Source organism: Pseudoalteromonas sp. ND6B, assembly GCF_000764215.1.
In the GTDB taxonomy this organism is placed as follows: Bacteria; Pseudomonadota; Gammaproteobacteria; order Enterobacterales; family Alteromonadaceae; genus Pseudoalteromonas; species Pseudoalteromonas tetraodonis.
The window spans coordinates 119,397-145,106 of sequence record NZ_JQFL01000028.1 but is presented as its reverse complement, the minus strand read 5'-3'; the positions used below and the strand labels follow the sequence as shown (position 1 = coordinate 145,106).

The following is a 25,710-nucleotide window of genomic DNA, read 5'->3' as shown; positions in this document are numbered from 1 at the left end:
TTGGAATTTGTTCAATCTAGGGGCGATTAAGTCGCGGCGCGAGATTTGTAACCTAGTGGGCTAAGTAAAAATCGAGCAACAAAGAGTTTATCGCCCCTAGGCAGAACCCGAAGGGCAGCGCATGTTTGGTATTTATGCTGCGTTATCGCCTATTTATGTGGAATAACCACACTTCAAAGGCTCTGCCTTGCCTAAAAACCAAACACACTGCTGTAAATTCAACCATCAAAGATCAACACGCCCTTGCCACACCGGTAAATTACCTGCCAATGTAATGGGTCATAACTGGGTGCTATCTACGATTAAAACATGCAAGGTATTATCACAGATGGCAACGCAGCAGGGCTTAGCAACCACTACATAAAGCCTAATGATAGTCGTGTGATTGGTGCTACAGACATTATTGGCGGCGGCAAAACAACCGAAGTTACTTTTAAAACCAGAGGCTTAACCGCCGGAACCGATTACACTTTCTTTTGCTCTTTTCCTGGCCATTACGCCATGATGAAAGGCACATTTACGCTTAAGTAAATATTAAAAAGTGTATTACACAAACACAGTGCCAACCTATTATTGGCACTGTGTTTTCTCCCCTCGTTTGGCTAAAGCTTTAAATGCAGCTTGTTGATGTGCTTTTTGCACATAGCGAGCAGGCAAAGCGTTAACTTCTAATTGATAACCACTTTGCTCAGATTGTACTTTTGATACTGGCGAAACCCATACAACATTAAGCTCTGGGGCAATTCGCTTAATTACCCGCGCTATGCCTTCACCATTTCTCACATGAAAGTCACCAGCTAAATGTATAACCTGCGTGCCCTTATTTTGACTAATATAGTTAACGATAGACTCAGCCATGGTTTCGTCCCAAGTAACTTGCGCGGCGTAAAGTTTTTCGTTTTTACTCGCCGTTCCATGATGCATGGATTGCATAAAGCGTTCTTTATAAAGGCTTGGAGAAATATCTATCTCTTTTGCAATAAAACTACGCTGTTGTGGGTCGAGTTTATTAATATAATTAATACCTTGGCGACCAATACAGGTAACAATATGCTTAGGCGCATTTGAAGCTATTACATCGCTATTTTGTATCTTCGCCAATTCCACTAACGCACGATAATCGCTCTTATAATTAGGCCAAGCCTTAGTATTATCAATTAGGTATTGTTCACCTATTTTACTCTCAAGATAAAGGTTTAGTGTTTGCTGATCAGCGCGACTAAATTGCTCAAGCGATAAGGCAATAGGCTTATTTTGTGTGCTTAATTGCTGAAATAGCTGAGCCTGAAATAAGTGCACACCGGAGTGTGTATGCCATTCACCGACTAAAACAACATCGGCATTCAAAAGCGTGGATTCTGACAATATTGAATTAACTCGCTGGCCCTTTGCATTATAAAGCCCGTAATTATACAAGGATGAATTTTGAGATACTGATACTGTGTTTGTACTGCAGCCTGATAATCCACTGAGTAAAACAAGTGCTAAAAATGGTTTTTTCATATCGGTTTTTATAAAAATAAGAATCAAAACAATGAAGTTAGTATACACAACAAACTGCTTTAAACCCATAAATGCAAATAAAAACAATTATCATTTGATGCTTTGGGATTTCTGTTTTACAGTCTTAAAAAATAAACATATATGGAACGTACCATGGCCTTACCTTTTTTATGTGCTCGACACAAACAGCATGTTTTATGTCAACCAGAGCAAGCAATTATAGATATTCAAAATGCGCAGTTAAGTGGCGAAGCGCTGTTTAAACGATACCAATTTGCACAAGCATTGCCGTATTTGGGGTGTGCACTTGAAAGTGCGTCCTTATTAGCTCAAATGTATAATTGTGCAAATAATCAGCAAATCATACAAATTACCTCTCTTACAGAGCGCCTTTATTCCACACTTCACTTTTTAGGCGAACAAAGTGCTGCGCACAATGCACTCATACAATCTATTAATCTGTTAAACGAGATATTGTATAGTGACGATGAATATCATGATTTAGCGCTTTCATGTATTACACAGCTAAAAAAATTAGCACTGCAACATCCTCCACATCTTACTCAGCACTAATTTTTATGGCAATAAGCAACGCGCTAAACAAAATTGGGTTAACTTTTTATATTAATAATGGCCAACATATCTTCTTCATCTTCATCTAGGCCAACTTCTTCAAACCCAAAACTAGAATAAAAATCCTTAGCAACAGGGTTTTTCGGGTTATAACAAATCTCGATTTGTTCAAGCTTAGAAGTCGTTTTAATCTCTGCAATTGCCATGGTAAGTGCTTGGCGGCCAATACCTTTATTTTGATGATGTTCATCTACCATAAAACGCCAAATAGAAACTTTTGTAGGGGTTTCTTGCACCCACATAAAAAAGCCTACAGGCTCATTATTTTGGTAAATAGCTTTACAGGTATGCCCAACATTATAATGAGACTCAACAAGCGACCACATATTACACGCTACATATTCTTGTTGCGCTTCGGTAACGTCTAAATCGCATACCTCTTCGTAATTAGCAGAGGTGATATCTTCCAATAAAATGTTCATTATTGTCCTTAATTTCAAACATGGAGTTATAAGTAGTTTTGTTTTATCACGTTATCAGCACTAACATATCTAGGCAATGTATTCTTTTTAGGCACAAAAAGCCGCAGTAATAAATACTGCGGCTTTGTTTACATAACACGTGTAATTCTTTATTGATAACAAACAATAGTACTGTGCTTTTGAAGCTTTTCAGAATTGTTATGCTCTTAAGCTGGTGTTACTATTATCGAAACGGATTTTTAATTATCAATAAATGGAATTAAGGTTATGGCTATTCAATTAGCAAACTACGAAATTAATATACGCTCATTTCACCCTGAAAAAGACTTTGGCTGGTCTGGACTAATGTTTGAAGGAGATAATCGAGGGTTTTCGCTAAAACCTAGTGGTATTAAACCTACGACCTCAAGGATTTGGCATCGTCTACGGCTTTCTACAAAAAATAGTAAAATTAGTTCTATTGATACAATATCAGATCCATCAAAAGCACCGTGGGAAGATAAGAAAAGAATATATTCTGGTAACCTTGCACCAAAAGGGCGTGTTACCCTCAAAGAAAAACCTCCAACTAATAATAGTATTTATCAGTATCAGTTAGACGGCCAATACGGAGGAGTTAATCACGCAATGCCAGGTTCTCCTCAGATGCAAGAAAGATTAGACTTTTCATACGTGCCAACTTTAAATGTTAAGTATAAAATTATTATAGACATTGATACTGTTAGCGGTCACATGGATATAGTTACTTATATCACTGGCGATGCTTTTCCTAATTGTGAAGCATTTATTGTTGGTCCTGGTGGGCAATCTATCTCCCTTGGTATACATGTTCGCAAAGGTGCGCCACCACTAAGCTTATCTCTTAATGCTGATTACCCAATGATTGTAAGCGCACTCCGTTTGCCTCTCAACAATAATGGTAGTTTTAAAGGGACCGTAGGCGATGAACTATTTAGACAGGCAAATAAATACCCCAAATTAAGCTTTCATAAAATAGCGGATTGGAATTATCGTTTCACTTCTATTCCAGCAAATAGCGGTCATTGTATGCTGCTTGAAAAAGCGAGTTTAGAAAACTGTTTTAATGGCTTACTTAAGTAAAAAGGCGACTCGATGAAACCCATCTTTAAAGCACACTTTTTAAAAATATTGTTTTTTGGTTCAATGATATCGTTATTATCAGCCTGTACAGAGGTAAAAAAAAGTGAACCCGTAATTTACCTTATACCTGAAAATTATGTTGGCTCTCTATACATAATATTTAATGCACCAAACGGGTATCCACCGAAATACGAAGACGGCTCTCGGGTATATGAAATACCACCATCAGGTATACTCGTTACACAAATGGATGCCAACGAGGGCTGGATTGAAAACAATCAAATACAATACTTTGAAGTGAGTAATGCGAATGAAAGAACACCCATAAGCGAAGACTCTTCATTAAAAGATAAAGATACTACAGACGATGGAGAAACAAGAACTGTGTATGTGGGTGGCCTAGGTGAATCGGGTCCAATATATGGCTGTACTGTGATTAATCAAAATTTTACCGTTGGTACAGACGCAGAACAGACCGACAGGAAAAATTTATTCAGTATATACGATGCTATTAAGCGCAAAAATATAGATGAAAAACTTTTCAAAGGTATGTGTAAGAATAGTAAAGACGTTACATCACACCAATAATAAAATGTAGTTACTTTTTCAAAATGCCAATATCCTACGTATTACTTAGCTAATTACTAAAGCTATTCAAATAAAAAAGCCGCAGTAATAAATACTGCGGCTTTTGTTTTTAGCTAAACTTTTTTAGACTAGCTAAGTTTAATAAGCACCAGCGCTGTATATAAGCTCGTAACTGTGGCTGTAAATCTCAAGGATGTTACCAAACGGGTCTTCCATGTAGATCATGCGGTACGGCTTTTCGCCAGGGTAGTAGTAACGTGGCTCTGGCATACGTTTTTTACCACCTGCAGCAACAATACGATCCGCTAAGCCTTCTACATCTGGGTCTTGTACACAGAAGTGGAAGATACCGGTTTTCCAGTATTCAAAGTTGTCTTTAGGGTTTTCTTGGTCTTTAAATTCGAAAATTTCGACACCAATACGATCGCCTGTTGAAAGGTGCGCTATTTTGAATTTTTCCCAATTTGGACCAAATACATCGGTACACATTTCGCCAATTGGGCTGTTATCTTCAGTGATCACGGTAGGCTCCATTATGGTGTACCAGCCCATCACCTTAGTGTAAAACTCTACGGCTTTTTCAACATCCGGTACTGAAATACCAATGTGCGAAAAACTACGTGGATATGTATGACTCATAATAAATACTCCTACTTAACTATGTTTAGTTGATGGAGTTAGTTTACGAATTGACCAACATTAAGTAAAATTATCATTAATCATCATTTTGAGTATATTTTGTAATGATAAATCCTACATGGCTAAATACATTTTGTACTTTAGTTGAGGTAAACCATTTTACCCAAACCGCCGAGCGCCTTTATATGACCCAGTCAGGCGTAAGCCAACATATAAAAAAGTTAGAGCAGCAAGTAGATTGCGCCTTGCTTGAGCGCCACGGTAAACAATTTACCCTTACCGTTCAGGGTCAAAATTTATATCAGCAGGGTAGTCAGTTACTCAAAGAATGGCAGTTTTTAGAGCAGCAATTAAAAGATGATTCACCGTACAGCGGTTTAGTTAAAATACAGTCGCCAGGCAGTTGCGGGCTGCAGTTTTACAATCAACTATTAGCACTGCAAGTAGAGCACAAGGAGCTAATTATAGATTACCGCTTTGCTCCAAATACCAGTGTTGAACAAGCAGTGGCAAACCATAGTGCCGATATTGGCTTTTTAACTCAAGCGCCTGCCCTTAGCGAAGTAACCAGCCATAAAATAGGCCAAGAGCCTTTACTATTGGTAACACCGGCCGCAATAAAAAGCCCAACATGGAGCGCATTAAATGAACTGGGCTTTATTAGCCACCCCGATGCAAAACATCATGCACAGCTTTTACTTAGCGAAAACTACAGTGAATTTGAACATGTTGATCAAATTAAGCAAACGGGGTTTTCTAACCAAATAAGTTTAATACTGGAACCGGTAAGTTTAGGACTGGGTTTTACGGTTTTACCCGCACACGCAGTAAGTGCTTTTAATAAACCTGCGCTTATTAAAACGCATCATTTAACAAATCCAATTAGCGAAAATATTTATGTGTGTCATCACCGAAATAGACCATTAGCAAAGCGTATGCATAGCGTTATTAACGCAATAAAAGCAGGCTAGGGCACCCAAATCAGCGCCCGTAAAGCCCCTTTACAGCTTAAGCTGTACATTTAGTTTTTTGCGTAATGTCTGTGAAGCTCTGTTTGCTTTTTAAATAAACCTTATGCACAGCAAAAGCCAGTAAAGTCATTAGTACCATCATAAAAAGTGTCGGCCAAAGGCTAAGGGTATGATAACCAAGCGCCCCCATAAACCAGCAAATAAGTACCCATTGAATAACATAGAGCGCGGTTACATGTTTACTGGCATATAAAAGAGCACGTGTAATAGGGCCATTATATTTATCAGCAAAAATATACTGTATAGCCGCTAGGGCACATAAATTTAAGCCAACTAAATAGCTAATACCGCCGCCATTTAAATGGAAAAAGTTGCCAAACTGTCCTTTAAAATCAATGGCTAACCATATGCCGCCAATAACAAGTAAAGCAGCACCAAGTTGTGCACATACTTTATATAAGTAATCGGCATTTTGTTGATTACTAAGGTATAAACGACCAAGTACATATCCCGTTAATATCGCACTTACCCAAGGAAATACCGGAAAATACACCTGATAGTTATTAGCAAAAAACAAATCGCTAATATAAGGTGAAAGCGTAAATTGCTGCCCCCTCACAAACTGGCTCATAACTGCAATTGCAATGGCTAAAACCGCAATCCATGCTGTTTTCCAACGGGCAATATTAAGTACACCAAACAGCAATAAGCTAACTCCAACCAGTTGTAAAATATCACCTGTTAACACCATAAATTGTAATTGCCCAGCACTCAAAGGGCTTTGCCAGCCATAAGCATTTATAAACGCCTCAGGCATGGTATTAAATACTTCAATAGGCAGCCAAAACTTGGCCGCATTCATTAAATAGGCAAGCAATAAAAGCTGTAAACCTCGCTTAATTAACAGTAAGGGTGTTTGCCTACGCGAAAGTGCCATAGACAGTCCCATTGCCACTAAAAACGAGGCAGTGCCTTTGCCAAGTATATGCACAACCGTACCAAATGCGCTTTCACTTTGAAGCGCTGTGGTGGCATACATCCATAAGGTATGCACAATAATCATAATGAAAACGCTCGCACCACGCGCAAGATCAATCGTTTTAAGACGTTGGTTCATTGGTTTTAATATCCTTTTTAGGGCAGGTTTGGCATTTGCTATAACCGGCTAAATAATAGCGGCAACAGGTTAAACGCTGGGGGTTTTCAGTAAATGGCGCATCAAGGCTAAAGTGCTCACAAATAAGGGTGTGTAGCTGACGATGGCAATTGTTGATATGTAAAGTGGCTGCAAGGGCTAAGCTATGAGCTCGCTCAATAGCACTACTTAATGAATCGAGTAATAACCGTGCTTGTTCTTTTTTACCCAGCGCGTAGTCGGTATTTACCCATTCACCAACTTGGCTTATAAAATGAGTAAACGCTTGGATTTGCTCAGCTTTACTTACTAACACGTCATTACTCAGGTTAAACCCACGACAATAAGCGCCATTTACCGCTAACGGCATGTTAATGGGTTCAGCCGTACTTTGCTTGCAAGCAAACCAATAGCAATAAGCGTAAATAGCTTGCCAACAAAGCTGCAAATACAAATGCCGACTAATAAATTGCTTAGGCGCAGTCGGGTACTGCGCCTTACAACGAACTGTTAAAGCGCGCACTAATAATAAGCTCGGTTTAAAAGTTCGTTGTACGGGTTGATGGCAATATAAAAACTGCGCAAGGGTAATCGGTTTAGCCATACAGCTTTGCCGATACGGGGTTGTTTAAGTTACCAGCAAACTGCAAACTACCTGCCGGATCGGTTAAATCAACCATTTGCTCATTATTACCCAGCTGTAAGCGGTTTAAACAAGAGTGAGCAAACTCATCACTAAAAAAGTCATACTCTTTAAATCGCTCATTTAAAGCAGGATTAGCATGTTGATATGCTTTAACACTTTGGGTAACACACTGCCAAAAGTCATGCTCTGTAATACGCTCTTCTCGCACTAAAATTGCTACTAAGTATCTAAAGAAGCAGTCAAATACATCGGTAAATATACTTAACAGCTCAAGCTCTTTAGGCATAGAAACATGAATACGTTCAACCCCTGCAGGCAATACTTCAGTGCTATTAAGTAAGGCAACCTCTTCACCTATGTCTTTCATATATGCGCCCACTGGCACCGAATTTTTAAGCTTTAAAATGAGGTTTTCACCGTGGGGCATAAACACTAATTTATGCGCGTAAAAGCAATGTACTAGCGGAATTAAATAGGCATTAAAGTACGCATGTAACCACTGCTGCGTGCTCAAACCACTTTGCGTTATCCATTCGCCCACTAAACTTTGGCCATTATTATCTAAGTGTAATAACGCTGCCATGGTGGTCAGTTGTTCATCACTATTTAAATTGTGATTTGGGTTTTCTCGCCATAAACAGGCAAACATTTTACGATAGGGTGTATCTCCTAGCGCGTGTTGCTCAAACGTATGATGGGCATAACCTAAGGTGGCGTATTCTCTAAGCGCTGTAAAATTAGCGCCTGCGAGTTGTTGATCTTGGCTAACCTTAGCAAATACCCAATCGTTAATGGCAGGAGTCACCGCCATGTAAGCACGCGATAGGCCACGCATAAATCCCATATTTAAAATAGACAACGCTACTTTTAAATACGGTTTATGCGGGTGAGAGCAGTTATATAAGGTCCGAATTGATTGTTGCGCTTGATATAAATCGTCACCTTCACCTAAATACACTAATCGCTGATTTGCCAACTCATTTGCAAATACCACACTCAATTTGTGTTGGTACTGCCAAGGGTGAGCAGGAATGAGTAAGTAATCATCGGCGTTTAGGTTTTGAGCTTTTAGCGCTGTGTTAAACGCATCTCGAGTGGTTAAATCTAGTTCATCACTTATATGGCTTGGGTAATCGGCAAAGTATTCACTATGGGCAAAGTCGGATACCGTTTTATGCGCTGCTAACCACAGTACTTTAAACGGTTTGCCTACTTCTGGCGCATAACGTAAAAAGTCAGCTTTACTAAAACCAATGCGGCCATTATTAGCAACAAAGGCAGGATGCCCTTCACTCATTGCAGCTTCTATTTTTTGCAGCCCTAAATTAGCTAACTGCGCCGCTGTTAAGGTGTTATTTTCGCGCTTAAAACACGCACTGGCTAAAGTAGCATTTAGCTCTTCAAGGTAAGTGGCAAGGCGCTTACCTGTTAAACCTAGCGCAGGTCCTTGCATACTAAAAAAGTGCAATACATCTAGTGGTTGCAGCTCTTCGTTAAGATTGTAAAAGCATAAGCTTGGCTCGTCTATATCAATGTGGTTTAGTGCCATAGCACGGCCATTAAAAATAAAGTAACCGCCTTCAACATTCACTTTAAAGCCTTGCTTTGTTTTCTCTGCAGACAATAAACGCTCGTGCACTAGCTCAGTCAGGGCTTTAGCTTGTAAATGTCGGTTTGCCCATTGCCAATGTGGCTGTATCACGTAATCAGTTTGCAAAGGCGCTAACGAATCAGTAAATAGTTGGCTGTGCCTATCAAAGGCTGCTTTATTACAAAAGCCTAAATAAGCGGCTTTTTCGCCCAGTTGAATTTGCTGGGTATGCACAAACCCCAAACGCTTATTTAAAGTATGAATTTTACTATTAGCAATGTCGGGCTCAACCACAACACGGGCGGCACTATTTTGAGCAAAAATACTTTGCAGCACGCACTGCATCATTTCAAAACTAAAATGGCGCTTAGGTGCCGTGTTAGGCGATAATAAAATATGCATACCCACATCATTAGGTTCAACCTCGTACGCCGCTTTCATTAAGCTTTCGTGCTCAGGGCTATAAAGCTCAACTAAAGCCAATAGGTTATTATTTTGCTCGATCACGTATGCCTGATGATGAGGCGTATCAATAATAGCTTGATACGCTTTAGTTATTTGTTGCTCGGTTTGCTGCTGCATACCCCAAAAGTGCGCATACGGTTGCTTAAGCCAATCGCAAACTGTTGGCATATCTGTTTGTTGTAATAACCGCATCGTCACTTTGCCGGTATGCTGTAGGGTGGTTACAAAAGATGAAAAATACATAAAAACTCCAATAAATCTTAAAAACTAAGACGCTGCACGCGCAGCTCGAGCAACAGCCTTAACCCGCCAAAGCAAAATAAAGGCAAGGCTTGCAAAGCCAATGGCAGCAAAGTAAAACACAACCGTAGTTGAAAGATGCTCTACGCTCATACCCACTAGTAACGACGCTAAAATAACCCCTATATTTTGAGCAATGTGCACTTTGGCAAAGTCGCTGCCGTAATGTGCTGGCTCACTTTTAGCAAATAGCATTACCTCTAGCAGTACCATCACTTGAAATAGCGCAAAGCCATATAAAACACGTGATAAAATCACTAACCCCACCGACGCCTGCGCTTGTAAATAAAGCCCAAGCGCCCCTAAAATAAGTGCACATAACAAAGTGCTAGTGCGGCTTAATGTTGGCAGTGGTAAATGTTGTCTGTAATGGTTAAAAACCAGCATAACAAGCGCTGCAAAAGCAGGAATGGCGTATACAACAGCGCTTTGCAAGGTGCTGCTTTGTGCGTTTAATGCTTGCCAATGAGTAGTAAAGAAAGGGCGAATTAAAAACGCGCTAAAATAAACCACCACACTTAAAAAGCAAAATTGCCAAATAAAATAGGGAATACGTTCTCGCGGTTTTTCAGTCGCTATTACTTGCTGATAAATACCTGTTTTTAATGAATACATTAAGTAGGCGCATAATAAAACCTGGATTAGGTCACCGGCACTACTGAGTAATAACGCGTAGCGTGGCTCTGCTAAACTAAAGAAGTAACCACCAATTAAAGCACCACCAATCGCACCAAAATGCATCAATACAGAAAACAAACCAATAATAGATAAATGCTTGGTTTGTTGCTCTAATCGCAGTGCAAATGGGTATATAAGAAGGTAGCTTGCCTTGAGCACCAACATAAGTTGGTAGTAAATCCAAAACTCCCACACATTGGTAGCAAAGTAGCAAAGCAGGCCAAAACCAGCGGCTACTACTTGGGTTACTAACCACAAAGCCAACTCATTGTATTTTTTAGCGGCCTTAGCCCATAGCGGTAAAGCCAGCATTACAGTAATACAACAGTTAGCCACAAAGAGGCCGATTAAAGTGGCGTTACTAATAGCAAATTCACTAGCAAAAAATTGCGGATAAAACGGTAGCAGCAAGGTATCGCATACCACCGAAATAACCGTCAGCAAAATTAGCGCTAAACGAAGACTCATGCGGCGCTACTCTGCTGTTGTGTTGATAGGGTGACATCGCTTAAATCAAAGTTTTGAAAAGCAATTTTTTGCTCAACCTGATAAGGCGAATAACCTAAAATTTCACGTAAAATAATACTATTACGGTAGCAAGCCATACCTAAATCTGGAGTTACAAAACCATGAGTATGCTGCTCGGCATTTTGTACAAAAATACGTTTTTGTTCGCTATCTACCGCATATTCACGACTCACTAAATAACGACCTTGCTCATCTTGGGGTAGTTGATGGGCAATATTATTTAAAAAAGCAGGGCGCTGATATTTAAAGCCTGTAGCACAAATTAAAAAGTCGGTTTCTATTGAAAAGGGCTGCTCAAGCTCCTGATGATAAAACTCAGTCAGTAAACGCTTACCTACTTTTTGAGTGCTTGTTAGCTTGCTGTTAGTTTTAAATGTAGTGGAAATTGGCCCATCAAGGCTTTGTGCGTAGAGGGTGTCGAAAATGTCGTTAATTAAATCGCCGTTAATGCCCTTAAATAGATTTTTTTGGTTTTGATTGAGCCAATCTCGCTGCTCAGTTTTTAAATTATAAAAGTAATCTACATACTCAGGAGAGGTCATTTCAAGGGTGAGTTTAGTATACTCAAGCGGAAAATAGCGCGGTGAGCGTGCTATCCAATCTAACTGCAAGCCTTGCGGTACTGCTTGCTGCAATAAGGTGTGGTAAATTTCTGCTGCACTTTGTCCAGCCCCTACCACGGTAACCCGTTTAGCCGCTTTTAATTCATCAAGCCGATGACAAAAATCGCTACTGTGCATTACGTTATTTGAGTTACTTTGCACAGCGCAATCAGGAATATACGGTGCAGGCCCTGTGCCCAAAACAATATGGCGAGTCACATAATGTTGTATGCCATTAGGGGTGTTACAGCTAACGGTATAACACTCACTTTGCGGGCAAAACTCAACGTGAGTGACTGTTTGTTCAAAGTTAACATTTGAAAGCTGCGAGCAAACCCATTGGCAATATAAGTTGTATTCACGGCGCAATAAAAAAAAGCTTTCGCGAATATAAAACGGATATAACCGATTATTTAATTTGGCATAATTTAAAAAGCTATACTGGCTGGTTGGATCTGCCATGGTTACTAAATCCGACATAAACGGAGTTTGTAATGTAACGCCTTCTAGCATCATTCCTGGGTGCCAGTCAAATTCACTACGTTGTTCTAAAAATAAGCTTTTTACATCTTCAAGCGGTTCACTTAAACACGCTAAAGATAAGTTAAATGGGCCAAGGCCAATAGCTATAAAATCGTAAGGTTGATTATCCATTATGCAATTTCCCTATAAGTTTGCCATGCAATGTGGCTAATTTGTTCAATAACAGCGCGTACATCTGTTAATTGGCACTGCGCATTAAGCAATGTAAATTTAAGATAATGACGGCCACTTATTTTTGTACGGGCAATCATGGCTTCACCGGTTTTTAAAAACGTTTGTCGTACGTGCAGGTTTAAAGAGTCGAGTAAATCAAGGTCATGTTTTAAGTCATCAGGGGCAAATCTAAATACCAAGGCACTAAGCTCGGGGTAGTTAACTACTTCAAAGTCGGGATGGTCGTTAAGTACAATATGCGTTTGGCGCGCAAGGCCAATAACTTTATCGAACGCGCGACCCAGTGGTGCTTCTCCAGTAGTGCGCAGTGTTAGCCATAATTTTAAGGCATCAAAACGGCGGGTGGTTTGTAGGCTTTTATCAACCAAATTAGGCGTGCCATTTCCAGCCTCTGCTAATGGGTTTAAATAATCGGCATATAAAGTAATGTGGCTAAAATGGCGTTTGTCACTTAATAAAAAGGCACTACAGCTTATAGGCTGCATAAACGATTTGTGATAATCAATCGTTATTGAATCAACCAACTCAATGCCATTAAGCGCATTGCGGTGGTGTTCGCTCACCAACAAACCGCCGCCATAAGCGCCATCTACGTGGCACCATAGCTGCTCTTCTTTAGCTAGCATGGCAATATTATGGATTGGATCGATTGAGCCATAATCGGTTGTACCTGCGGTAATAACCACTGCAATGGGTAAATCGCCTTGCGCTTTGCTTGTTGCTATGGCGGTTTTAAGTGCCTGCATATCCATTTGCATTTCGCTGTTTGTAGCCACCGGCACCACAGCGTTGTAACCGAGCCCCAATAACGCCGCCGCTTTTTGAATACTAAAATGCGCCACCTCAGAGCAGTAAATTTTAAAGCGCGAGGCAACAGCTGGTAAGCCCTGAAGTTTTACCTGATGTTCTGGCGCATATCGGCTAACAGCCACTTCACGAGCAACTAACATTGCCATTAAGTTTGATTGTGTGCCGCCACTAGTAAATACTCCATCGGCAGTGCTTGGCAATGCTGCTTTTTGGCATGTCCAATCAATCAGCTTTTGCTCAATTAAGGTCGCACCTGCACTTTGATCCCACGTATCTACCGAGGTATTAATAGCAGCAATAATGTGTTCGGCCACCACAGCAGGATAGGTTACAGGGCAGTTTAAATGCGCCATGTAGCGAGGATGATGAAAATACACGGCATGATCTAAATACACGCCTTTTAGCTCTTCAAGCACCGCCGGAAAGTCAGCCAAAGGCTTTGATAAATCAACATCGTTTACTACTTTTGCTAACGCATTTACCGACACACCTGAAAATGGCTTTTGGGCTTTAGCCATCGCTTGCTGTACCGCCGACAACCCTTGCAAAGACGCTATTTGATAATTAATGAACTGCTCTAAATTGAATTGTGGGGGCAGGCCGCTTTGTTCAAATACAGCCTGTTTTTCAATGGTATTAATATTTAACACGTGAGATTGAGACACATCAACATTCCTTGAGTACACTTTTTAGGTGCAAGGATCTTAATGATAATGATTTCTATTTACAATAATAAAAAAGGATTAGATAACAACTTTTTTTAAATTAGAGCTAATAAGCTTGTCGTATATTTTTAACAAAAATCGATAAGCCATATTATTAAACGACAAGCATTACATGCAAAAATAAAGTTAAAAAAGGGGGAATTGAGCAATTATTTTAGCGGTAGCAAAGCTACGTTTAGCGATTGGCACCTATTTAAACATGAGCAATAAACACGCAATTGAGCTCAATAATCACTGTTTATGAAATATTTAATACAAAATTTAAAGTATTGGCGGTTTTTCTGTTACGTTGGTGTTTGTATTAACGCTAAAGGACGTCATGATGGAAGTAAAACAATTAGCAAGTCAGACCTTAATCGGCTTAAAAGTAAGAACCTGCAACGCCAATGAAATGAATGCTGGCACTGCAAATATAGCTGAACTTTGGCAAAAATTTGGTGAAAAGTTTGCCAACAGCCTTACAGAAAACACCAAAGTGTATGGTGTGTATACTAATTACGAAAGCGATCTCACTGGGGACTTTGACGTAATTGCCTGCTGCGATAATTTATCAATTAAACTCCCTGAAGCTAAAAAAGTAACCACCCAAGCGGGGCGTTATTTGGTATTTAAAGGTGAAGGTGAAATGCCCGATGCAGTAATCGATTTATGGGGCGAAATTTGGCAATACTTCAGCTCAGACGATTGCCGCTATGAACGTACTTACACCAGTGATTTTGAGTATTATAAAAACAGTAACGAAATAGAAATTGCCATTGCAATTGAAGACTAGGGTCTGTTGACCTTTGCGGATTAAAATTTGTTCAAACTAGGGGCGGTTTAATCGCGGCGCGAGGTTTGTAACCTAGTGGGCTAAGTAAAAACCGAGCAACAAAGAGTAAATCGCCCCTAGGCAGAACCCGAAGGGCAGCGCCTGTTTGGCATTGATGCTGCGTTATCGCCTATTTATGGGGAATAACCACACCACATAGGCTCTGCCTTGCCTAAATACCAAACAGACTGCTGCAAATTTAACCTTGAAAGATCAACAGACCCTAAAACGGCTAGGTTTGTAAGCGCAAACCTAGCCTTTCATTGGTGTAATTTAACTCCTGCCCACTAAATCATTGGTTATTACTGGCCAGCTTGGTTTTTAAATCATGTAAATCGCACGCCGTTATTGTAGGCTCAAGCTCCCAGGGATCAAAAATAGCCTCACTTGAGCGCTGTATCCACGCAGCACGCATACCGTGCGATAACGCCCCAATCACATCAAACGGATTACTCGATATCAACCATGTATTAGCACCGGTTGAATGTGCCTCGCGTAAAAAATGACTATAAACACCGGGGTTGGGTTTAAAAGTTTTAATGTCATCGGCGCTCACCACGCCTTCAAAATAATCACTTATGCCTGCCGCTTCGAGCAAGGTATTTACCGCACTGGCCGCACCATTAGAAAACGCAAATAACCGATAGTTTTGTGCTTTTAAGCTCTCAAGCCCTGCTTTTACATCATCAAATGCGGGTAGGGTTTTATAACGTGCTAATAACTGTGCTTTTTGCTCATCGCTTAAAGTTACCTTGTGCAGTAAACACGCATAATTAAGTGCCTGCTCAGTACACACTGAAAACGGCACGTAGTTTTGCATTAAGCCGCGTCTAAACGAATATTCGAGTTGTTTTTCACGCCAAGTAGTCGAAAATGCGTGCGCGTTATCACCAACCATATTTTCAAGTAACGACACCACGCCATGGGTGTTTATAAGCGTACCGTATACATCAAACGCCAGTGTGGTTGCCATTAATGACTCCTGTTTAAATCGTTTCTAAAGCGCAATTTTACTACTCAATATTAATCACTTTATCAGTTAATAAAGTACAGTAACAGCACCGACGTTTTCAGTAGCTACTGTAAACCCCCGTTACGGTTTGGTTAAAAATACCGCATGGTAAGGTTTTTAATCAAAAAATAAATCAGCAGCGCCTTCAAATCCGAAACATTCGTATTGTTTTAGAATGGATAAAAGGGTTGTTGAATTTATAAGTGCTATTCAGAAATTTAACTAAGTAATAGCTAAAAGTAGGGGGTTACTGGTTTATCTTATTGCTTTAGACTTTGTCTAATAGGCGAAATAAGGATAACGGGTCTGTCAATAAATTTGATGTCTGAAGTCAAGGTTTGACCCCTTTGGTTTTTTAATATAGGCTAAAGCTGTTGTACAAATAGGTACAGCGAATAAATTAAAGGATAAAATTTATGAAATTAAAAACAGTAAGCACTGCTGCTGCAGTTTTTTTTGCTTTGAATACAAGTACTTCTTATGCTGAAAGTATTAACATTTCTGCTTCTAAAGAGAATAGTGTACAAGTGGCTTCAAGCAGTGTGGATGTAAAGGATATTGGCAATCTCATACTAGATAAAGCCAAGAGTAAGTTTGTTAATAAGGTGGCTTCATTACTTATTGATAGTATATTCGGCTCATCAGGCCCCAGTGTTGTTGATTTAAGTGAAGCCAGTCTTCAAGCTATTGAAGACAGAATAAGCAAGGTTGTTATCAATGATGCAGTATTTGATATGCTTTCTGCACACGAATCTTTTGAGTTATCTTTAAATCACTATAGTGACACGTCCAAAAATGTGACTCCAGACCAATTCCTTCTAACTAACTTAGTGATTGAAGCCAATGATTTAATTAGTCACCGAGCTTATAATAAAAATTATAATGAAAATAATTTTTATTTGGCTGAAACTTATGCTTTATCTGCATCACTTGTTTTATCTGTCTATACAGAAAGAAATTTGCAAGGCTGGATACCAGATAGTGCTGTATCGTCAAAAGCGGATGAGCTAGCTGCCAAGTTAAATGTTCTAGTTAATGGTTTAAGAGCTGCAACTTTCCCGTTAGTCAAAGAATGTAAGCAGTCAGATCCTTACGAGCAATTCAATGAGACACATTGTACCGAAACTTCTAGGGATGGACGGTTTCTATTTGGTTATACTTACGATGGTTCTGGTTACGATGAGTATGTAGATGAATATGTTGTGTCTAAACGTGAAGAGTTGTATCAAAAACATATAGGCAACCTCGAAAGAATGATAGAAAAGCTTGAGAAGTTTTAGTCTGGATTAATCTATTAAAATTGTTCTGACAGTTACCCTTTTTTTATCCGGTAGCTGTCAATTAAAATTAAATTAATTTTTAGTCTTACCAGAACTTTGTATAAGCCTAAATTACTAAATAATTATCTACTTCATCTAAACTACTTCCGAAGTAGATAACTATCTGCGATAAAATCACACTGCAAGCCAAAGAAGTCAAAGAACCAATGTGGTTACTTATTAGTAAAGCCAGAGGATTCAAATCTTGACTTGAGACATTATAGACCCTGACAGCATACAAATAGCACTCCCCACTCAGTCATTAATGCCAAGCGGCTCGGTTAGATTTAATTACTCTGGTTTTGTTACACTCAACCCAACCAATATTCAACGAACTTAAAACCTTTTCCCTTACACCTTTAACCTTATAATTTAACTGTAAACCCCCGTTACGGTTTGGTTAAAAATACCGCATGGCGAGATGGTATTTGCTCAAGTAATTAATCAGTATCGCTTTCTAATACAGAATACTCGCTTTGTTTTAGAGTAGGCGGAAGATTTTTGAGTTTATAAATGCAATTTAGAAATCTAACTAAGTAATAGCTAAAAGTAGAATTTATTAACTTATTTTTTCGGGATAGACTTGTGAGTAGTCAGGTGTGTGCAAAAAACGATCATTGAGATTGGATAAATATAATAGTTAATCGATTAGTCAAACTGCTCTTTGCTCATATATTTATGAAAATGAGCGCTGCGCGCATATACTTCACTCAAGATTTTAGAAAACTTAATGATCGTAATACCTTAGGTTATTTGCTAAAACTATATAAATTAGAAAAATGAGCGTGACGTCGGCAGAAATATGCGCGATGAGCGTACTATTAAATTGTTAGTTCACTGAGGAAAGTATGGATTACTTTAGTCTAGCCGTTGGATTTCTCGTAGGAAGTGCTACTGGTGCTGCGGGAACTTATTTTGGCAATAAATATACGGATAAGCGCAAACAAAAAGAGCAAGTAAATGAGACTACGCGATTTTTTGATGCTTTATGGGCAAAACACCAAACTTTGTTAACTGAAATGAAGCAAGATTTGCTTAATCCTGATTATGAGTTTCACAGAGAGTTTTTTATCTTAAATAAAAGTGGCATTTTTGACCATAGTGGCAAGTACCTAGCTTATTACGTAGAAGACCACAATAATCTAGATCAACAGGTAAAAATCCTTGAGTCACATGGTCTAGTAGAAAACGTAACAGAATATGGTAAAAACGTACAGAAATACAAATGGTCAGAATTATTTGCAGAGCATTTGTGTGGAAAGTGAACTAACAAGGCGCTTAATCGGAAAAATTACAGTTGGCTCGCGCTTCGCGCATTATAGCCAAACTGTATTTTTCCGCTTAGCTTAGCGTTATGTGCTTTTCCAAATATTGTGGTAACTATGAAATCTATAGAAGAAATTAAAAAGAATTACCCAACCATATACAGCATTCTAGGTGAGTCTTATATTGAAAAATTGAAAGGCGAACAAGGTGCTTTAGCAAAGCGAGCAACAATTAATCCATTTTTTGAAATATTATATATGAATGATAAAAATGGCATTGAAAGTGTATTCTCAAAAGCAGTGAGTGCAAATGCAATTAGTATTGAGAGGCTCAAACGCTTTAGAGAAGAAAAAGATAATATAAATATCCAAAACTTCATAAATGAGATTACTGTTTTAACTCCAATGCTAGAAAGCGGAAGCTTTCTAGATGAAACTAACGAAAAAGTTACACCAGATTTTCTAGGTCAAATAAATGGTGAGGAGGTTGTATTTGAATGTGTTTCGGTAAATGAATCAAATAACTCTCAAAAACAAAGAAATTTAGATGTAAAAAACACGCAAGAACAGCTAAAAAAATGGAAAAAAACAAATCCTAATGGTGGTGTTTTTACTACTTTTCATGAAAATGCGCCATTTGATACAATTGATGTAGAAAAAATAATAGAAAAAATTAAAACTAAGAAATCATCTAGGCAAGTCAAAGGTTATCAGTACAAAGTCATGGTGATGTCTTTTCAAAATATGTCATTTTTACTTCGGTCACATGAGTGCTTACCAAATACTAGTAATCATAATGATGGTATCCACAGTGGTATAATTTTTAATGCGTTTTATGGTAGACGTGGTGACTTGATTTTTGAAAGTAATTCCTTTGAAGGTGAAAAGCATAAAATTAAACGTATTAAGAGTGATGGGCGCTTCATTAGAGATAGTGATTATAATTTATGTATTCTACAGTTTGCGACAGAAAAAAATGAAACGTACAAAAAGTATGTATTCTTTGAAAATCTTAAAAAACCTCTCCCTGAAGCAATAACTAATAGTTTATGTGATAAATTCTCACCTTATTCAACACATTCATTATTGAATAAGTACTGTGTAAACAGCACATAACAAGTCAATTAGGTCGGATTCGTAATATGGATTATCCAGAGAGATCAGAAATCTATAGTGATATGCGGGAATTATTCAAGGCTTACGCTCCTGAGAAAGATGCAGAAAGTCTACTTTCCTATCTAAACCAAGCTGAGGAGCAAGGTAACTTTCCAGCAGGAAAATGGTTTCTCCATACATTAGATACAATGATTTCAGAAAGCGGGTCATCCTTAAGCGTAGAGCACAAAAAACTCTATCAAGAAATATGTGGGTACTGTATATAAATCCCACATAACAAAAACAATCAGGCGACCTATTTGAGCTTGCTCCTAAGGTCGCAAACACAAATAGGCGCCTGTTGTTGGCGTTGCCGTTCTCTGTAAATGGGGTACTTTCCAATCAATAATACCTAGCGGCTCGGTTAGGTTTAATTACTTTTGCTAGGTTTGTTGCACTCAACCCAACCAATATTCAACGAACTTAAAACCTTTCCCCTAGCACCTTTTACCTTTCACCTTGCGGTGTAAACCCCCATGACATTTTGATTAAAAAAGCCACACTTCAACACGTGTTAAGATGTGGCTTTTTTACAGCAGCTGTAACTAAAATTAAGCAACAATCACTGCTAATAACTGGCTGCTAATAGCTCGTTACGTACTAGCTCTGCGCCTTTGCTTAGGGCGTTGAGTTTGCCGTTTGCGATTTCGCGGGGCAGGGGGGCCATGCCGCAGTTGGTGCAGGGGTATAGCTTGTCGGCATCAACATATTTGAGTGCTTCGCGTAGGGTTTTGGCCACCTCTTCGGGAGTTTCTATAGTATTGGTGGCTACATCGATTGCGCCTACCATTATTTTTTTACCGCGCACCAGTTCGAGTAGCTCTATGGGTACATGTGAGTTTTGACATTCTAGCGAAATAATATCTATATTCGATTTTTGCAGCTTAGGGAATACTTCTTCGTATTGTCGCCACTCGGTGCCGAGGGTTTTCTTCCAATCGGTGTTGGCTTTAATGCCGTAGCCGTAACAAATATGCACGGCGGTTTCGCATTTTAACCCTTCTATAGCTCGCTCTAGGCAGGCTATGCCCCAGTCGTTTACCTCGTCAAAAAACACGTTAAAAGCAGGTTCATCAAATTGAATTATATCAACCCCAGCGGCTTCTAGCTCTTTGGCTTCTTGGTTAAGTATTTTAGCAAATTCCCATGCTAGTTTTTCACGGCTTTTATAATGATCATCATACAGGGTGTCGATCATGGTCATGGGCCCAGGCAGTGCCCATTTAATTGGTTGGCTGGTTTGCTGGCGTAAAAACTTGGCGTCTTCAACAAATACCGATTTAGTACGAGACACGGGGCCAACCACTGTGGGTACGCTGGCGTCGTAACGGTCGCGAATTTTAACTGTTTTACGGTTTTCAAAATCAACGCCATTTAAGTGTTCAATAAAGGTGGTTACAAAGTGCTGGCGAGTTTGTTCGCCATCGCTGACTATATCTACGCCTGCAGTTTGTTGCTCGTGCAGGGAAATACGCAGGGCGTCGTGTTTGCCATCAACCAGCTCACTGCCTTGTAATTTCCACGGTGACCATAAGGTTTCGGGCTCAGCAAGCCATGACGGTTTTGGCAAGCTGCCTGCTGATGATGTAGGTAATAGTTTTTTCATAATAAATGCTGCCTTTAATTTTGTTGTGTGATTAAGCGATACTTGCCGAGAACTGCTGCAGCACTGACTGATAAGGCTTAATAAAATGCTGCTCGGTAAATTTGCCTTGCTCAACCGCTAATTGACCTCGCTCTGCGCGGTCATACACAATTTGCGTTAATGAATGGTCGTCATTTTTTAAATTCGGTTTATAACGACTGCCCGCGGCGGCATTGGCGTTATAAATTTCTGGGCGATAAATTTTTTGAAACGTTTCCATGGTGCTAATGGTGCTAATTAGTTCAAGGTTGCTGTAGTCATTAAGTAAGTCACCAAAAAAGTAAAACGCTAATGGTGCAACACTGTTTGGTGGCATAAAGTAGCGCACTTGTAAGCCCATTTTTTTAAAGTATTGCTCTGTTAACGACGACTCATTAGGCTGATACTCTACGCCTAAAATAGGATGTAAGTTTTCGGTTTGTTGATAGGTTTTGTTATCAGACACGCTTAAGCAAATAACCGGTGGCTTTTTAAAGTGCTGTTTATAGGTATTTGAGTTTACAAAGCATTTAAACAACTTGCCGTGTAAGTCACCAAAGTTATCAGGAATACTAAATTGCGGTTTGCTTTTGTTATGCTCAAGCAATAACACACTAAAATCGTAGTCGCGCACATACGATGAAAAGTTATTACCCACTATGCCTTCAATTCGCTCGTTCGTTTGGCGATCAATAATATTGGTTTTTAATACCTCAATTGACGGAAATGCTTGGCCACTGCCAGCAATGTCTAAATCAACCGAAATGATCTTGAGCTCAACCGCGTAACGATCCCCTTGTGGGTTATCCCAACTGGCCAGTGCATTAAAACGATTGTTGATCATTTTTAGGGTATTACGCAGGTTTTGTTGGCGGCTTTCACCCCTTGCTAAATTAGCGAAGTTGGTCGTAATACGTGTGTTATTTGACGGATGGTAGTTTTCATCCAAGTTAGTGCTTTTAATAGTAAATGTAAGATCAGTGCTCATAGCCGTATCCTTTCAATCTGAGTTGTTGCTGCTTTTATTGATGGCGCATTACTCGCTGTTAAAACCGATATAACGGGTTAGCTGTAATGGTGCTCTGCAGAGTTAATAAATTTATACGCGGTATGTAGCATGAAGAAAAACGGTATTATTTCAGGTAAAACATGAGCCAGATTCATTCTGTAGCAAAGTTAAATGGGTAAATTCAGCTAATTACCTATGACCCTCTCACAAAAAACACTTTAGAAGTCTAGGTTTCTAGATGTTTTTACGGGTGTTGTGATTTATTCATACAAAACGTGAGTATTATTCAATGCTTATAGGCACTTAAAGTGCCATTTGCATAAACGGTTGTTGATATACTCGAATAAACCTTGGTGAGCTTAGATGTTTTATTAAACGTTTTTTACACGCAACTCACCGCCACAGAGCATAACAACCCCTAACATAAAAAGAGACAAAAGGAATGAGTGATTTAATAGTGTTAATTATATACTGCGCCATACTTGGCAGTGGTGTTGGTTTTTTAGCTGGCCTATTAGGAATAGGGGGAGGGCTGGTGATTGTGCCCATACTCAGCATGATATTACTGCACTTTAATACTTTGCCACCTGAGCAAGTGGTGGTGGTTGCCATTGCTACCTCGCTGGCCTCTATTTTATTTACCTCAACATCGTCGGCTATTGCGCATCATAAAAATGGCAATGTACCCTGGGATATTGCGCCTTGGGTTATGGCGGGCGTTGCCTTTGGCGCGCTTATTAGTGGCTTTATGGCTGCGCTGTTACCCGAGCATGTGGTGCGCTTGGTGTTTGCTGTGAGTGTGGTGCTAATTGCACTAAAAATGATTTTTTCTGGTAAGAATGATTCAGCAATAGCGCGCCCGTTACCAAACAAAGGGTTACTAAGTGTTTATACGACCATAACCGGTGGCTTGTCTGCCATGATTGGCATTGGTGGCGGGGCAGTATTGGTGCCGTTACTGACGTTTTTTTCTGTTGATATGAAAAAAGCCATAGGCTGCGCCTCGGCCTCAGGCATTGTGATAGCGCTGTTTGGCTCAATGGGTTATATCAGCTCAGGCAGCCAGTTATTTAGCCTAAAAGAAGGATTTGCAGGTTTTGTGTATTTGCCCGCTTTATTGGGTATTGTATGCACCTCATGGTTTACTGCGCCACTCGGTGCCAAAGCCTCGCACTACTTACCGGTTTCAACCATTAAAAAAATATTTGCCGGCTTATTAATTGTAATGGCAATTAATATGTTTACTCGATAAGGTTAAAGTTCGCAGGCTTGCTTGCGAATATATTTTGAAATAATAAACTTTAAGGCAAGGATGCTATGAAAATAGTTAAATTAAGGGATAAAGTTGATAAAACAATCTTAAGTGTTGCTTTGTTCTTTTTGATATCACCTACTATAGGGTTAATTACAGGAACTGCTCATCAGCTTGGAACGACGGGCAGCGACTATCAACAAGCATCGTTAATTGATGACCCAGAGCAATACTGGCAAATTATTATCATGCAACTTACTATTACTTTAGCTATCGGTATCCTAGGGTTTATTACATTTCCAGCCTTAATTGCCGCACGCCAAAAAATATTAAAGTTTAGAGATAACAATAAAATAGTAGCCAATATCATATTTTATTTGCTCACTCCGATATTCTTTATCGCTTTGTTGATATTTTTAATATATTTATTTGAAGTATGAGAAGTGTAAGGTTTTAGATCCGTAACCCGCACCCCGACGCCCGTTAATCTTAAGACGGTTAACTAAAATCTACGTCATTTGCGCGTGTTTTATAAATTCATCATAAATACTGTTTTTAATTAGCCTGTCAGGCGTAAAAGCATAATAATGCTGATAAACATTATCAATTGTACCAATGTAATTAACGCCGTAATGGCGCTCTACTTCGGCTCTTACCAAAATAGGCGCAGGGAATATACCAAACCCTTGCTCACCGAGTGACTTCATTAATGCGCTGTCGTCAACATGGCCAGCTATTGTCATTTCAATCTCTTGCTCTTGCAGCCAATAATAAATAGCACGCGCGACGGGGCTTTCTTTTGCAGGGAGCACTAAAGGCTTGTTATTTAAAGACTGCGGAAACTGCTTATGTAGTTGCGAATGCCATGTTTCGTTACCAAAAAGAGCGATTTGGCTTTTACCTATTTCATGGCAAAACGCCTTAAATGGCAAAGTAGTATCGAGTGGTTTATCAGCTAACACTAAATCGAGCTTATGAATCGCCATTTGTGAAAGCAGTTCATCTTGTTGGCCGTCAATACAGTGCAAGTTGGTAATACGGTCGTTATTAATTAAAGGCGCTAGCCACTTCGACACCAGTGATTTAGGCAACACGTCTGAAATACCCACCTTTAACGTTCGTGAGTATTGCGTGGTATCACCTTGCGTGGTTTCTAGCCATTCGTGAGCAATAGCAAACATATCATCAGTGTATTGTTGGGTTACATGGCCAAACTCCGTTAACTGTAGGCCTCGCCCTTGGCGAATAAATAGCGGTTTTCCTAACCGTTGTTCTAAGTTAGTAATTTGCGAGCTGACCGTTTGCGGCGTTAAATTAAGTATTTTACTCGCCGCTGCAATACTGCCGTGCTTACTTACCTGCCAAAAATAATATAAGTGATTGTAGTTAATATTGGTAATCATTCGAAAATACCTGTTTTAAAGTAAGAAATAATCAGCTTTTTCCTTTGCCACTAAGTTAGTAGATTACAGTCATGCCTGCAACATAGTTACTATTAAAAGGTGTAATTGCATGAAGCTAAAACTTACAGTTAAAAATAAGATAATTAACGCAAGTGAAAAGATGTCGCTTTTGAAGTTGATAAAAAGCCAATTGGCAAAACATGCTTTAAATATTCGTAAAGTTGAGATTCAAATAAATGATCTTTCGAGTGAGCGCCACGGCACTTTGCAGCAATGCAAAATTAATATTCTTTTGCCTGGGCTACCCAGTATTAATGTAAATACAAAAGGAAGAAGTATGCTGCAAGCGATAAAGCGGGCTCTTAAAAGTTTGCAGCACATTCTCGTTAATAAGTATCAACCTTCGCAACCAAGCAGTTAATATCGCACTTGTAGTAGCAAGGATGCTACTTTTTTTAATGCCTCTTAAATACCAAACTTTGTTTAGCAAAAAACGATTTAATTATTGCCTATTGAGCTGTTTTCTTGTTGGGTTTCGTTGCAATCAACCCAACGAACGCTTTGTAAACCTCCGCACCATTTTGATTAAAAAGAGAGTGAAATTTCAGCCCCTAAATCCATAAAACTTTGATAAAAAAGTAACTTAAAGTCGTAACTAAGCACTAAATTTGGGTTTTGATTAATAAGCAAGTGTCTACTTAATGCCAAACAGATTTATTTACTTGAGAAAATTGAGGTGGATAGAAGATACTGTTAAGGTACTTTGAAATGATAAAAAATGCCTAACTAACGGCTAAAACCTCCTC

General features: G+C 39.3%; 25 protein-coding genes and 1 pseudogene. 13 read left to right on the top strand and 13 right to left on the bottom strand.

The features are described 5' to 3' along the window. Window positions 1-187 precede the first annotated feature (187 nt). Window positions 188-528: pseudogene (locus tag ND6B_RS19905) on the top strand (hypothetical protein); the annotation flags it as partial. Between the two features lie 42 nt (window positions 529-570). On the opposite strand, the gene ND6B_RS11715 reads toward ND6B_RS19905, so the two are convergent. Continuing rightward, window positions 571-1,503 carry a ChaN family lipoprotein gene (locus ND6B_RS11715; RefSeq protein WP_033103242.1) on the bottom strand — a complete coding sequence of 311 codons (933 nt, stop codon included), beginning with the start codon at window positions 1,501-1,503 and terminating at the stop codon, window positions 571-573. Window positions 1,504-1,656: 153 nt separating this feature from the next. Between ND6B_RS11715 and ND6B_RS11720 the strand changes: the two genes are divergently transcribed. After that, complete coding sequence (locus tag ND6B_RS11720; protein ID WP_033103203.1) at window positions 1,657-2,076, top strand: hypothetical protein; 420 nt, start codon at window positions 1,657-1,659, stop codon at window positions 2,074-2,076. 38 nt (window positions 2,077-2,114) lie between these two features. Here the strand turns inward: ND6B_RS11720 and ND6B_RS11725 are convergent, their stop codons facing one another. Continuing rightward, window positions 2,115-2,558, bottom strand: a complete 444-nt coding sequence (locus tag ND6B_RS11725; RefSeq protein WP_033103202.1) for a GNAT family N-acetyltransferase — start codon at window positions 2,556-2,558, stop codon at window positions 2,115-2,117. Window positions 2,559-2,825: 267 nt separating this feature from the next. Here ND6B_RS11725 and ND6B_RS11730 point away from each other — a divergent pair, with 267 nt between their 5' ends. Both ND6B_RS11730 and ND6B_RS11735 read left to right on the top strand, forming a co-directional pair. Next, the gene (locus ND6B_RS11730; RefSeq protein ID WP_010388758.1) at window positions 2,826-3,659 is read left to right on the top strand and encodes a hypothetical protein; all 834 of its coding nucleotides are present in this window, start codon (window positions 2,826-2,828) and stop codon (window positions 3,657-3,659) included. Between the two features lie 12 nt (window positions 3,660-3,671). Further along, entirely contained in the window at window positions 3,672-4,247 is a 576-nt protein-coding gene (locus ND6B_RS11735; protein WP_033103201.1) for a DUF6843 domain-containing protein, read from the top strand. A 138-nt stretch (window positions 4,248-4,385) separates the two neighbouring features. On the opposite strand, the gene ND6B_RS11740 is transcribed toward ND6B_RS11735, so the two are convergent. Then, window positions 4,386-4,886 carry a lactoylglutathione lyase family protein gene (locus tag ND6B_RS11740; RefSeq protein WP_008130525.1) on the bottom strand — a complete coding sequence of 167 codons (501 nt, stop codon included), beginning with the start codon at window positions 4,884-4,886 and terminating at the stop codon, window positions 4,386-4,388. A gap of 104 nt (window positions 4,887-4,990) precedes the next feature. Between ND6B_RS11740 and ND6B_RS11745 the strand changes: the two genes are divergently transcribed. Continuing rightward, the gene (locus ND6B_RS11745) at window positions 4,991-5,857 is read left to right on the top strand and encodes a LysR family transcriptional regulator (protein WP_033103200.1); all 867 of its coding nucleotides are present in this window, start codon (window positions 4,991-4,993) and stop codon (window positions 5,855-5,857) included. Window positions 5,858-5,894: 37 nt separating this feature from the next. Here the strand turns inward: ND6B_RS11745 and ND6B_RS11750 are convergent, their stop codons facing one another. Genes ND6B_RS11750 through ND6B_RS11775 form a run of 6 tightly spaced genes read right to left on the bottom strand, consistent with a single transcriptional unit; the run spans window position 5,895 to window position 13,994 of the window. After that, window positions 5,895-6,974 (bottom strand): heparan-alpha-glucosaminide N-acetyltransferase domain-containing protein, encoded by a 1,080-nt coding sequence (locus ND6B_RS11750; RefSeq protein WP_033103199.1) that lies wholly within the window; start codon window positions 6,972-6,974, stop codon window positions 5,895-5,897. Continuing rightward, window positions 6,958-7,596: a hypothetical protein gene (locus ND6B_RS11755; protein WP_033103198.1), complete on the bottom strand. Its 639-nt coding sequence runs from the start codon at window positions 7,594-7,596 to the stop codon at window positions 6,958-6,960. Before ND6B_RS11755 ends, ND6B_RS11750 begins: the two co-directional genes overlap by 17 nt. Continuing rightward, on the bottom strand, window positions 7,589-9,937 hold the full coding sequence (locus ND6B_RS11760) for a GNAT family N-acetyltransferase (protein ID WP_033103197.1): 2,349 nt from the start codon (window positions 9,935-9,937) through the stop codon (window positions 7,589-7,591). The genes ND6B_RS11755 and ND6B_RS11760 overlap by 8 nt, the downstream gene beginning before the upstream one ends. A 24-nt stretch (window positions 9,938-9,961) precedes the next feature. After that, entirely contained in the window at window positions 9,962-11,140 is a 1,179-nt protein-coding gene (locus tag ND6B_RS11765) for an MFS transporter (RefSeq protein WP_033103196.1), read from the bottom strand. Continuing rightward, on the bottom strand, window positions 11,137-12,456 hold the full coding sequence (locus ND6B_RS11770) for a lysine N(6)-hydroxylase/L-ornithine N(5)-oxygenase family protein (RefSeq protein WP_033103195.1): 1,320 nt from the start codon (window positions 12,454-12,456) through the stop codon (window positions 11,137-11,139). The genes ND6B_RS11765 and ND6B_RS11770 overlap by 4 nt, the downstream gene beginning before the upstream one ends. Beyond that, window positions 12,456-13,994: a pyridoxal phosphate-dependent decarboxylase family protein gene (locus ND6B_RS11775; RefSeq protein ID WP_033103194.1), complete on the bottom strand. Its 1,539-nt coding sequence runs from the start codon at window positions 13,992-13,994 to the stop codon at window positions 12,456-12,458. The genes ND6B_RS11770 and ND6B_RS11775 overlap by 1 nt, the downstream gene beginning before the upstream one ends. Window positions 13,995-14,376: 382 nt before the next feature. On the opposite strand from ND6B_RS11775, the gene ND6B_RS11780 reads away from it, so the two are divergent. Next, window positions 14,377-14,826, top strand: a complete 450-nt coding sequence (locus ND6B_RS11780; RefSeq protein ID WP_033103193.1) for a GyrI-like domain-containing protein — start codon at window positions 14,377-14,379, stop codon at window positions 14,824-14,826. Window positions 14,827-15,157: 331 nt separating this feature from the next. On the opposite strand, the gene ND6B_RS11785 is transcribed toward ND6B_RS11780, so the two are convergent. Continuing rightward, window positions 15,158-15,838, bottom strand: a complete 681-nt coding sequence (locus tag ND6B_RS11785) for a haloacid dehalogenase type II (protein WP_033103192.1) — start codon at window positions 15,836-15,838, stop codon at window positions 15,158-15,160. Window positions 15,839-16,293: 455 nt separating this feature from the next. Here ND6B_RS11785 and ND6B_RS11790 point away from each other — a divergent pair, with 455 nt between their 5' ends. The 4 genes from ND6B_RS11790 (at window position 16,294) to ND6B_RS11805 (ending at window position 19,843) form a co-directional block, all read left to right on the top strand. Beyond that, on the top strand, window positions 16,294-17,157 hold the full coding sequence (locus tag ND6B_RS11790) for a hypothetical protein (RefSeq protein WP_033103191.1): 864 nt from the start codon (window positions 16,294-16,296) through the stop codon (window positions 17,155-17,157). Window positions 17,158-18,044: 887 nt separating this feature from the next. Continuing rightward, window positions 18,045-18,461: a hypothetical protein gene (locus tag ND6B_RS11795; RefSeq protein WP_033103190.1), complete on the top strand. Its 417-nt coding sequence runs from the start codon at window positions 18,045-18,047 to the stop codon at window positions 18,459-18,461. 117 nt (window positions 18,462-18,578) lie between these two features. Next, complete coding sequence (locus ND6B_RS11800; protein ID WP_033103189.1) at window positions 18,579-19,577, top strand: hypothetical protein; 999 nt, start codon at window positions 18,579-18,581, stop codon at window positions 19,575-19,577. A 26-nt stretch (window positions 19,578-19,603) separates the two neighbouring features. Beyond that, entirely contained in the window at window positions 19,604-19,843 is a 240-nt protein-coding gene (locus ND6B_RS11805) for a hypothetical protein (RefSeq protein ID WP_033103188.1), read from the top strand. A gap of 341 nt (window positions 19,844-20,184) precedes the next feature. On the opposite strand, the gene ND6B_RS11810 is transcribed toward ND6B_RS11805, so the two are convergent. Together ND6B_RS11810 and ND6B_RS11815 are read right to left on the bottom strand one after the other, a co-directional pair. Then, complete coding sequence (locus ND6B_RS11810; protein WP_033103187.1) at window positions 20,185-21,222, bottom strand: methionine synthase; 1,038 nt, start codon at window positions 21,220-21,222, stop codon at window positions 20,185-20,187. A gap of 31 nt (window positions 21,223-21,253) precedes the next feature. Next, the gene (locus ND6B_RS11815; protein WP_033103186.1) at window positions 21,254-22,228 is read right to left on the bottom strand and encodes a DUF1852 domain-containing protein; all 975 of its coding nucleotides are present in this window, start codon (window positions 22,226-22,228) and stop codon (window positions 21,254-21,256) included. 463 nt (window positions 22,229-22,691) lie between these two features. On the opposite strand from ND6B_RS11815, the gene ND6B_RS11820 reads away from it, so the two are divergent. Together ND6B_RS11820 and ND6B_RS11825 are read left to right on the top strand one after the other, a co-directional pair. Further along, entirely contained in the window at window positions 22,692-23,501 is an 810-nt protein-coding gene (locus ND6B_RS11820) for a sulfite exporter TauE/SafE family protein (protein ID WP_033103185.1), read from the top strand. Window positions 23,502-23,566: 65 nt separating this feature from the next. Further along, window positions 23,567-23,941, top strand: a complete 375-nt coding sequence (locus ND6B_RS11825; protein WP_033103184.1) for a hypothetical protein — start codon at window positions 23,567-23,569, stop codon at window positions 23,939-23,941. 69 nt (window positions 23,942-24,010) lie between these two features. On the opposite strand, the gene nhaR is transcribed toward ND6B_RS11825, so the two are convergent. Continuing rightward, the gene (nhaR, locus tag ND6B_RS11830) at window positions 24,011-24,904 is read right to left on the bottom strand and encodes a transcriptional activator NhaR (protein ID WP_033103183.1); all 894 of its coding nucleotides are present in this window, start codon (window positions 24,902-24,904) and stop codon (window positions 24,011-24,013) included. Window positions 24,905-25,013: 109 nt separating this feature from the next. Between nhaR and ND6B_RS11835 the strand changes: the two genes are divergently transcribed. After that, window positions 25,014-25,325, top strand: a complete 312-nt coding sequence (locus ND6B_RS11835) for a hypothetical protein (protein ID WP_008110823.1) — start codon at window positions 25,014-25,016, stop codon at window positions 25,323-25,325. Window positions 25,326-25,710 lie beyond the last annotated feature (385 nt).

Excerpts from the sequence above, each read along its gene's own strand:
- ND6B_RS11770 (WP_033103195.1), bottom strand. The coding sequence starts at position 12,456 with ATGGATAATCAACCTTACGATTTTATAGCTATTGGCCTTGGCCCATTT.
- ND6B_RS11825 (WP_033103184.1), top strand. The coding sequence starts at position 23,567 with ATGAAAATAGTTAAATTAAGGGATAAAGTTGATAAAACAATCTTAAGT.
- ND6B_RS11740 (WP_008130525.1), bottom strand. The coding sequence starts at position 4,886 with ATGAGTCATACATATCCACGTAGTTTTTCGCACATTGGTATTTCAGTA.
- ND6B_RS11725 (WP_033103202.1), bottom strand. The coding sequence starts at position 2,558 with ATGAACATTTTATTGGAAGATATCACCTCTGCTAATTACGAAGAGGTA.
- ND6B_RS11730 (WP_010388758.1), top strand. The coding sequence starts at position 2,826 with ATGGCTATTCAATTAGCAAACTACGAAATTAATATACGCTCATTTCAC.
- ND6B_RS11755 (WP_033103198.1), bottom strand. The coding sequence starts at position 7,596 with ATGGCTAAACCGATTACCCTTGCGCAGTTTTTATATTGCCATCAACCC.
- ND6B_RS11810 (WP_033103187.1), bottom strand. The coding sequence starts at position 21,222 with ATGAAAAAACTATTACCTACATCATCAGCAGGCAGCTTGCCAAAACCG.
- ND6B_RS11795 (WP_033103190.1), top strand. The coding sequence starts at position 18,045 with ATGGATTACTTTAGTCTAGCCGTTGGATTTCTCGTAGGAAGTGCTACT.
- ND6B_RS11735 (WP_033103201.1), top strand. The coding sequence starts at position 3,672 with ATGAAACCCATCTTTAAAGCACACTTTTTAAAAATATTGTTTTTTGGT.
- ND6B_RS11745 (WP_033103200.1), top strand. The coding sequence starts at position 4,991 with ATGATAAATCCTACATGGCTAAATACATTTTGTACTTTAGTTGAGGTA.
- ND6B_RS11785 (WP_033103192.1), bottom strand. The coding sequence starts at position 15,838 with ATGGCAACCACACTGGCGTTTGATGTATACGGTACGCTTATAAACACC.
- ND6B_RS11720 (WP_033103203.1), top strand. The coding sequence starts at position 1,657 with ATGGCCTTACCTTTTTTATGTGCTCGACACAAACAGCATGTTTTATGT.
- ND6B_RS11760 (WP_033103197.1), bottom strand. The coding sequence starts at position 9,937 with ATGTATTTTTCATCTTTTGTAACCACCCTACAGCATACCGGCAAAGTG.
- ND6B_RS11715 (WP_033103242.1), bottom strand. The coding sequence starts at position 1,503 with ATGAAAAAACCATTTTTAGCACTTGTTTTACTCAGTGGATTATCAGGC.
- ND6B_RS11800 (WP_033103189.1), top strand. The coding sequence starts at position 18,579 with ATGAAATCTATAGAAGAAATTAAAAAGAATTACCCAACCATATACAGC.
- ND6B_RS11750 (WP_033103199.1), bottom strand. The coding sequence starts at position 6,974 with ATGAACCAACGTCTTAAAACGATTGATCTTGCGCGTGGTGCGAGCGTT.
- nhaR (WP_033103183.1), bottom strand. The coding sequence starts at position 24,904 with ATGATTACCAATATTAACTACAATCACTTATATTATTTTTGGCAGGTA.
- ND6B_RS11815 (WP_033103186.1), bottom strand. The coding sequence starts at position 22,228 with ATGAGCACTGATCTTACATTTACTATTAAAAGCACTAACTTGGATGAA.
- ND6B_RS11790 (WP_033103191.1), top strand. The coding sequence starts at position 16,294 with ATGAAATTAAAAACAGTAAGCACTGCTGCTGCAGTTTTTTTTGCTTTG.
- ND6B_RS11835 (WP_008110823.1), top strand. The coding sequence starts at position 25,014 with ATGAAGCTAAAACTTACAGTTAAAAATAAGATAATTAACGCAAGTGAA.
- ND6B_RS11780 (WP_033103193.1), top strand. The coding sequence starts at position 14,377 with ATGGAAGTAAAACAATTAGCAAGTCAGACCTTAATCGGCTTAAAAGTA.
- ND6B_RS11805 (WP_033103188.1), top strand. The coding sequence starts at position 19,604 with ATGGATTATCCAGAGAGATCAGAAATCTATAGTGATATGCGGGAATTA.
- ND6B_RS11765 (WP_033103196.1), bottom strand. The coding sequence starts at position 11,140 with ATGAGTCTTCGTTTAGCGCTAATTTTGCTGACGGTTATTTCGGTGGTA.
- ND6B_RS11820 (WP_033103185.1), top strand. The coding sequence starts at position 22,692 with ATGAGTGATTTAATAGTGTTAATTATATACTGCGCCATACTTGGCAGT.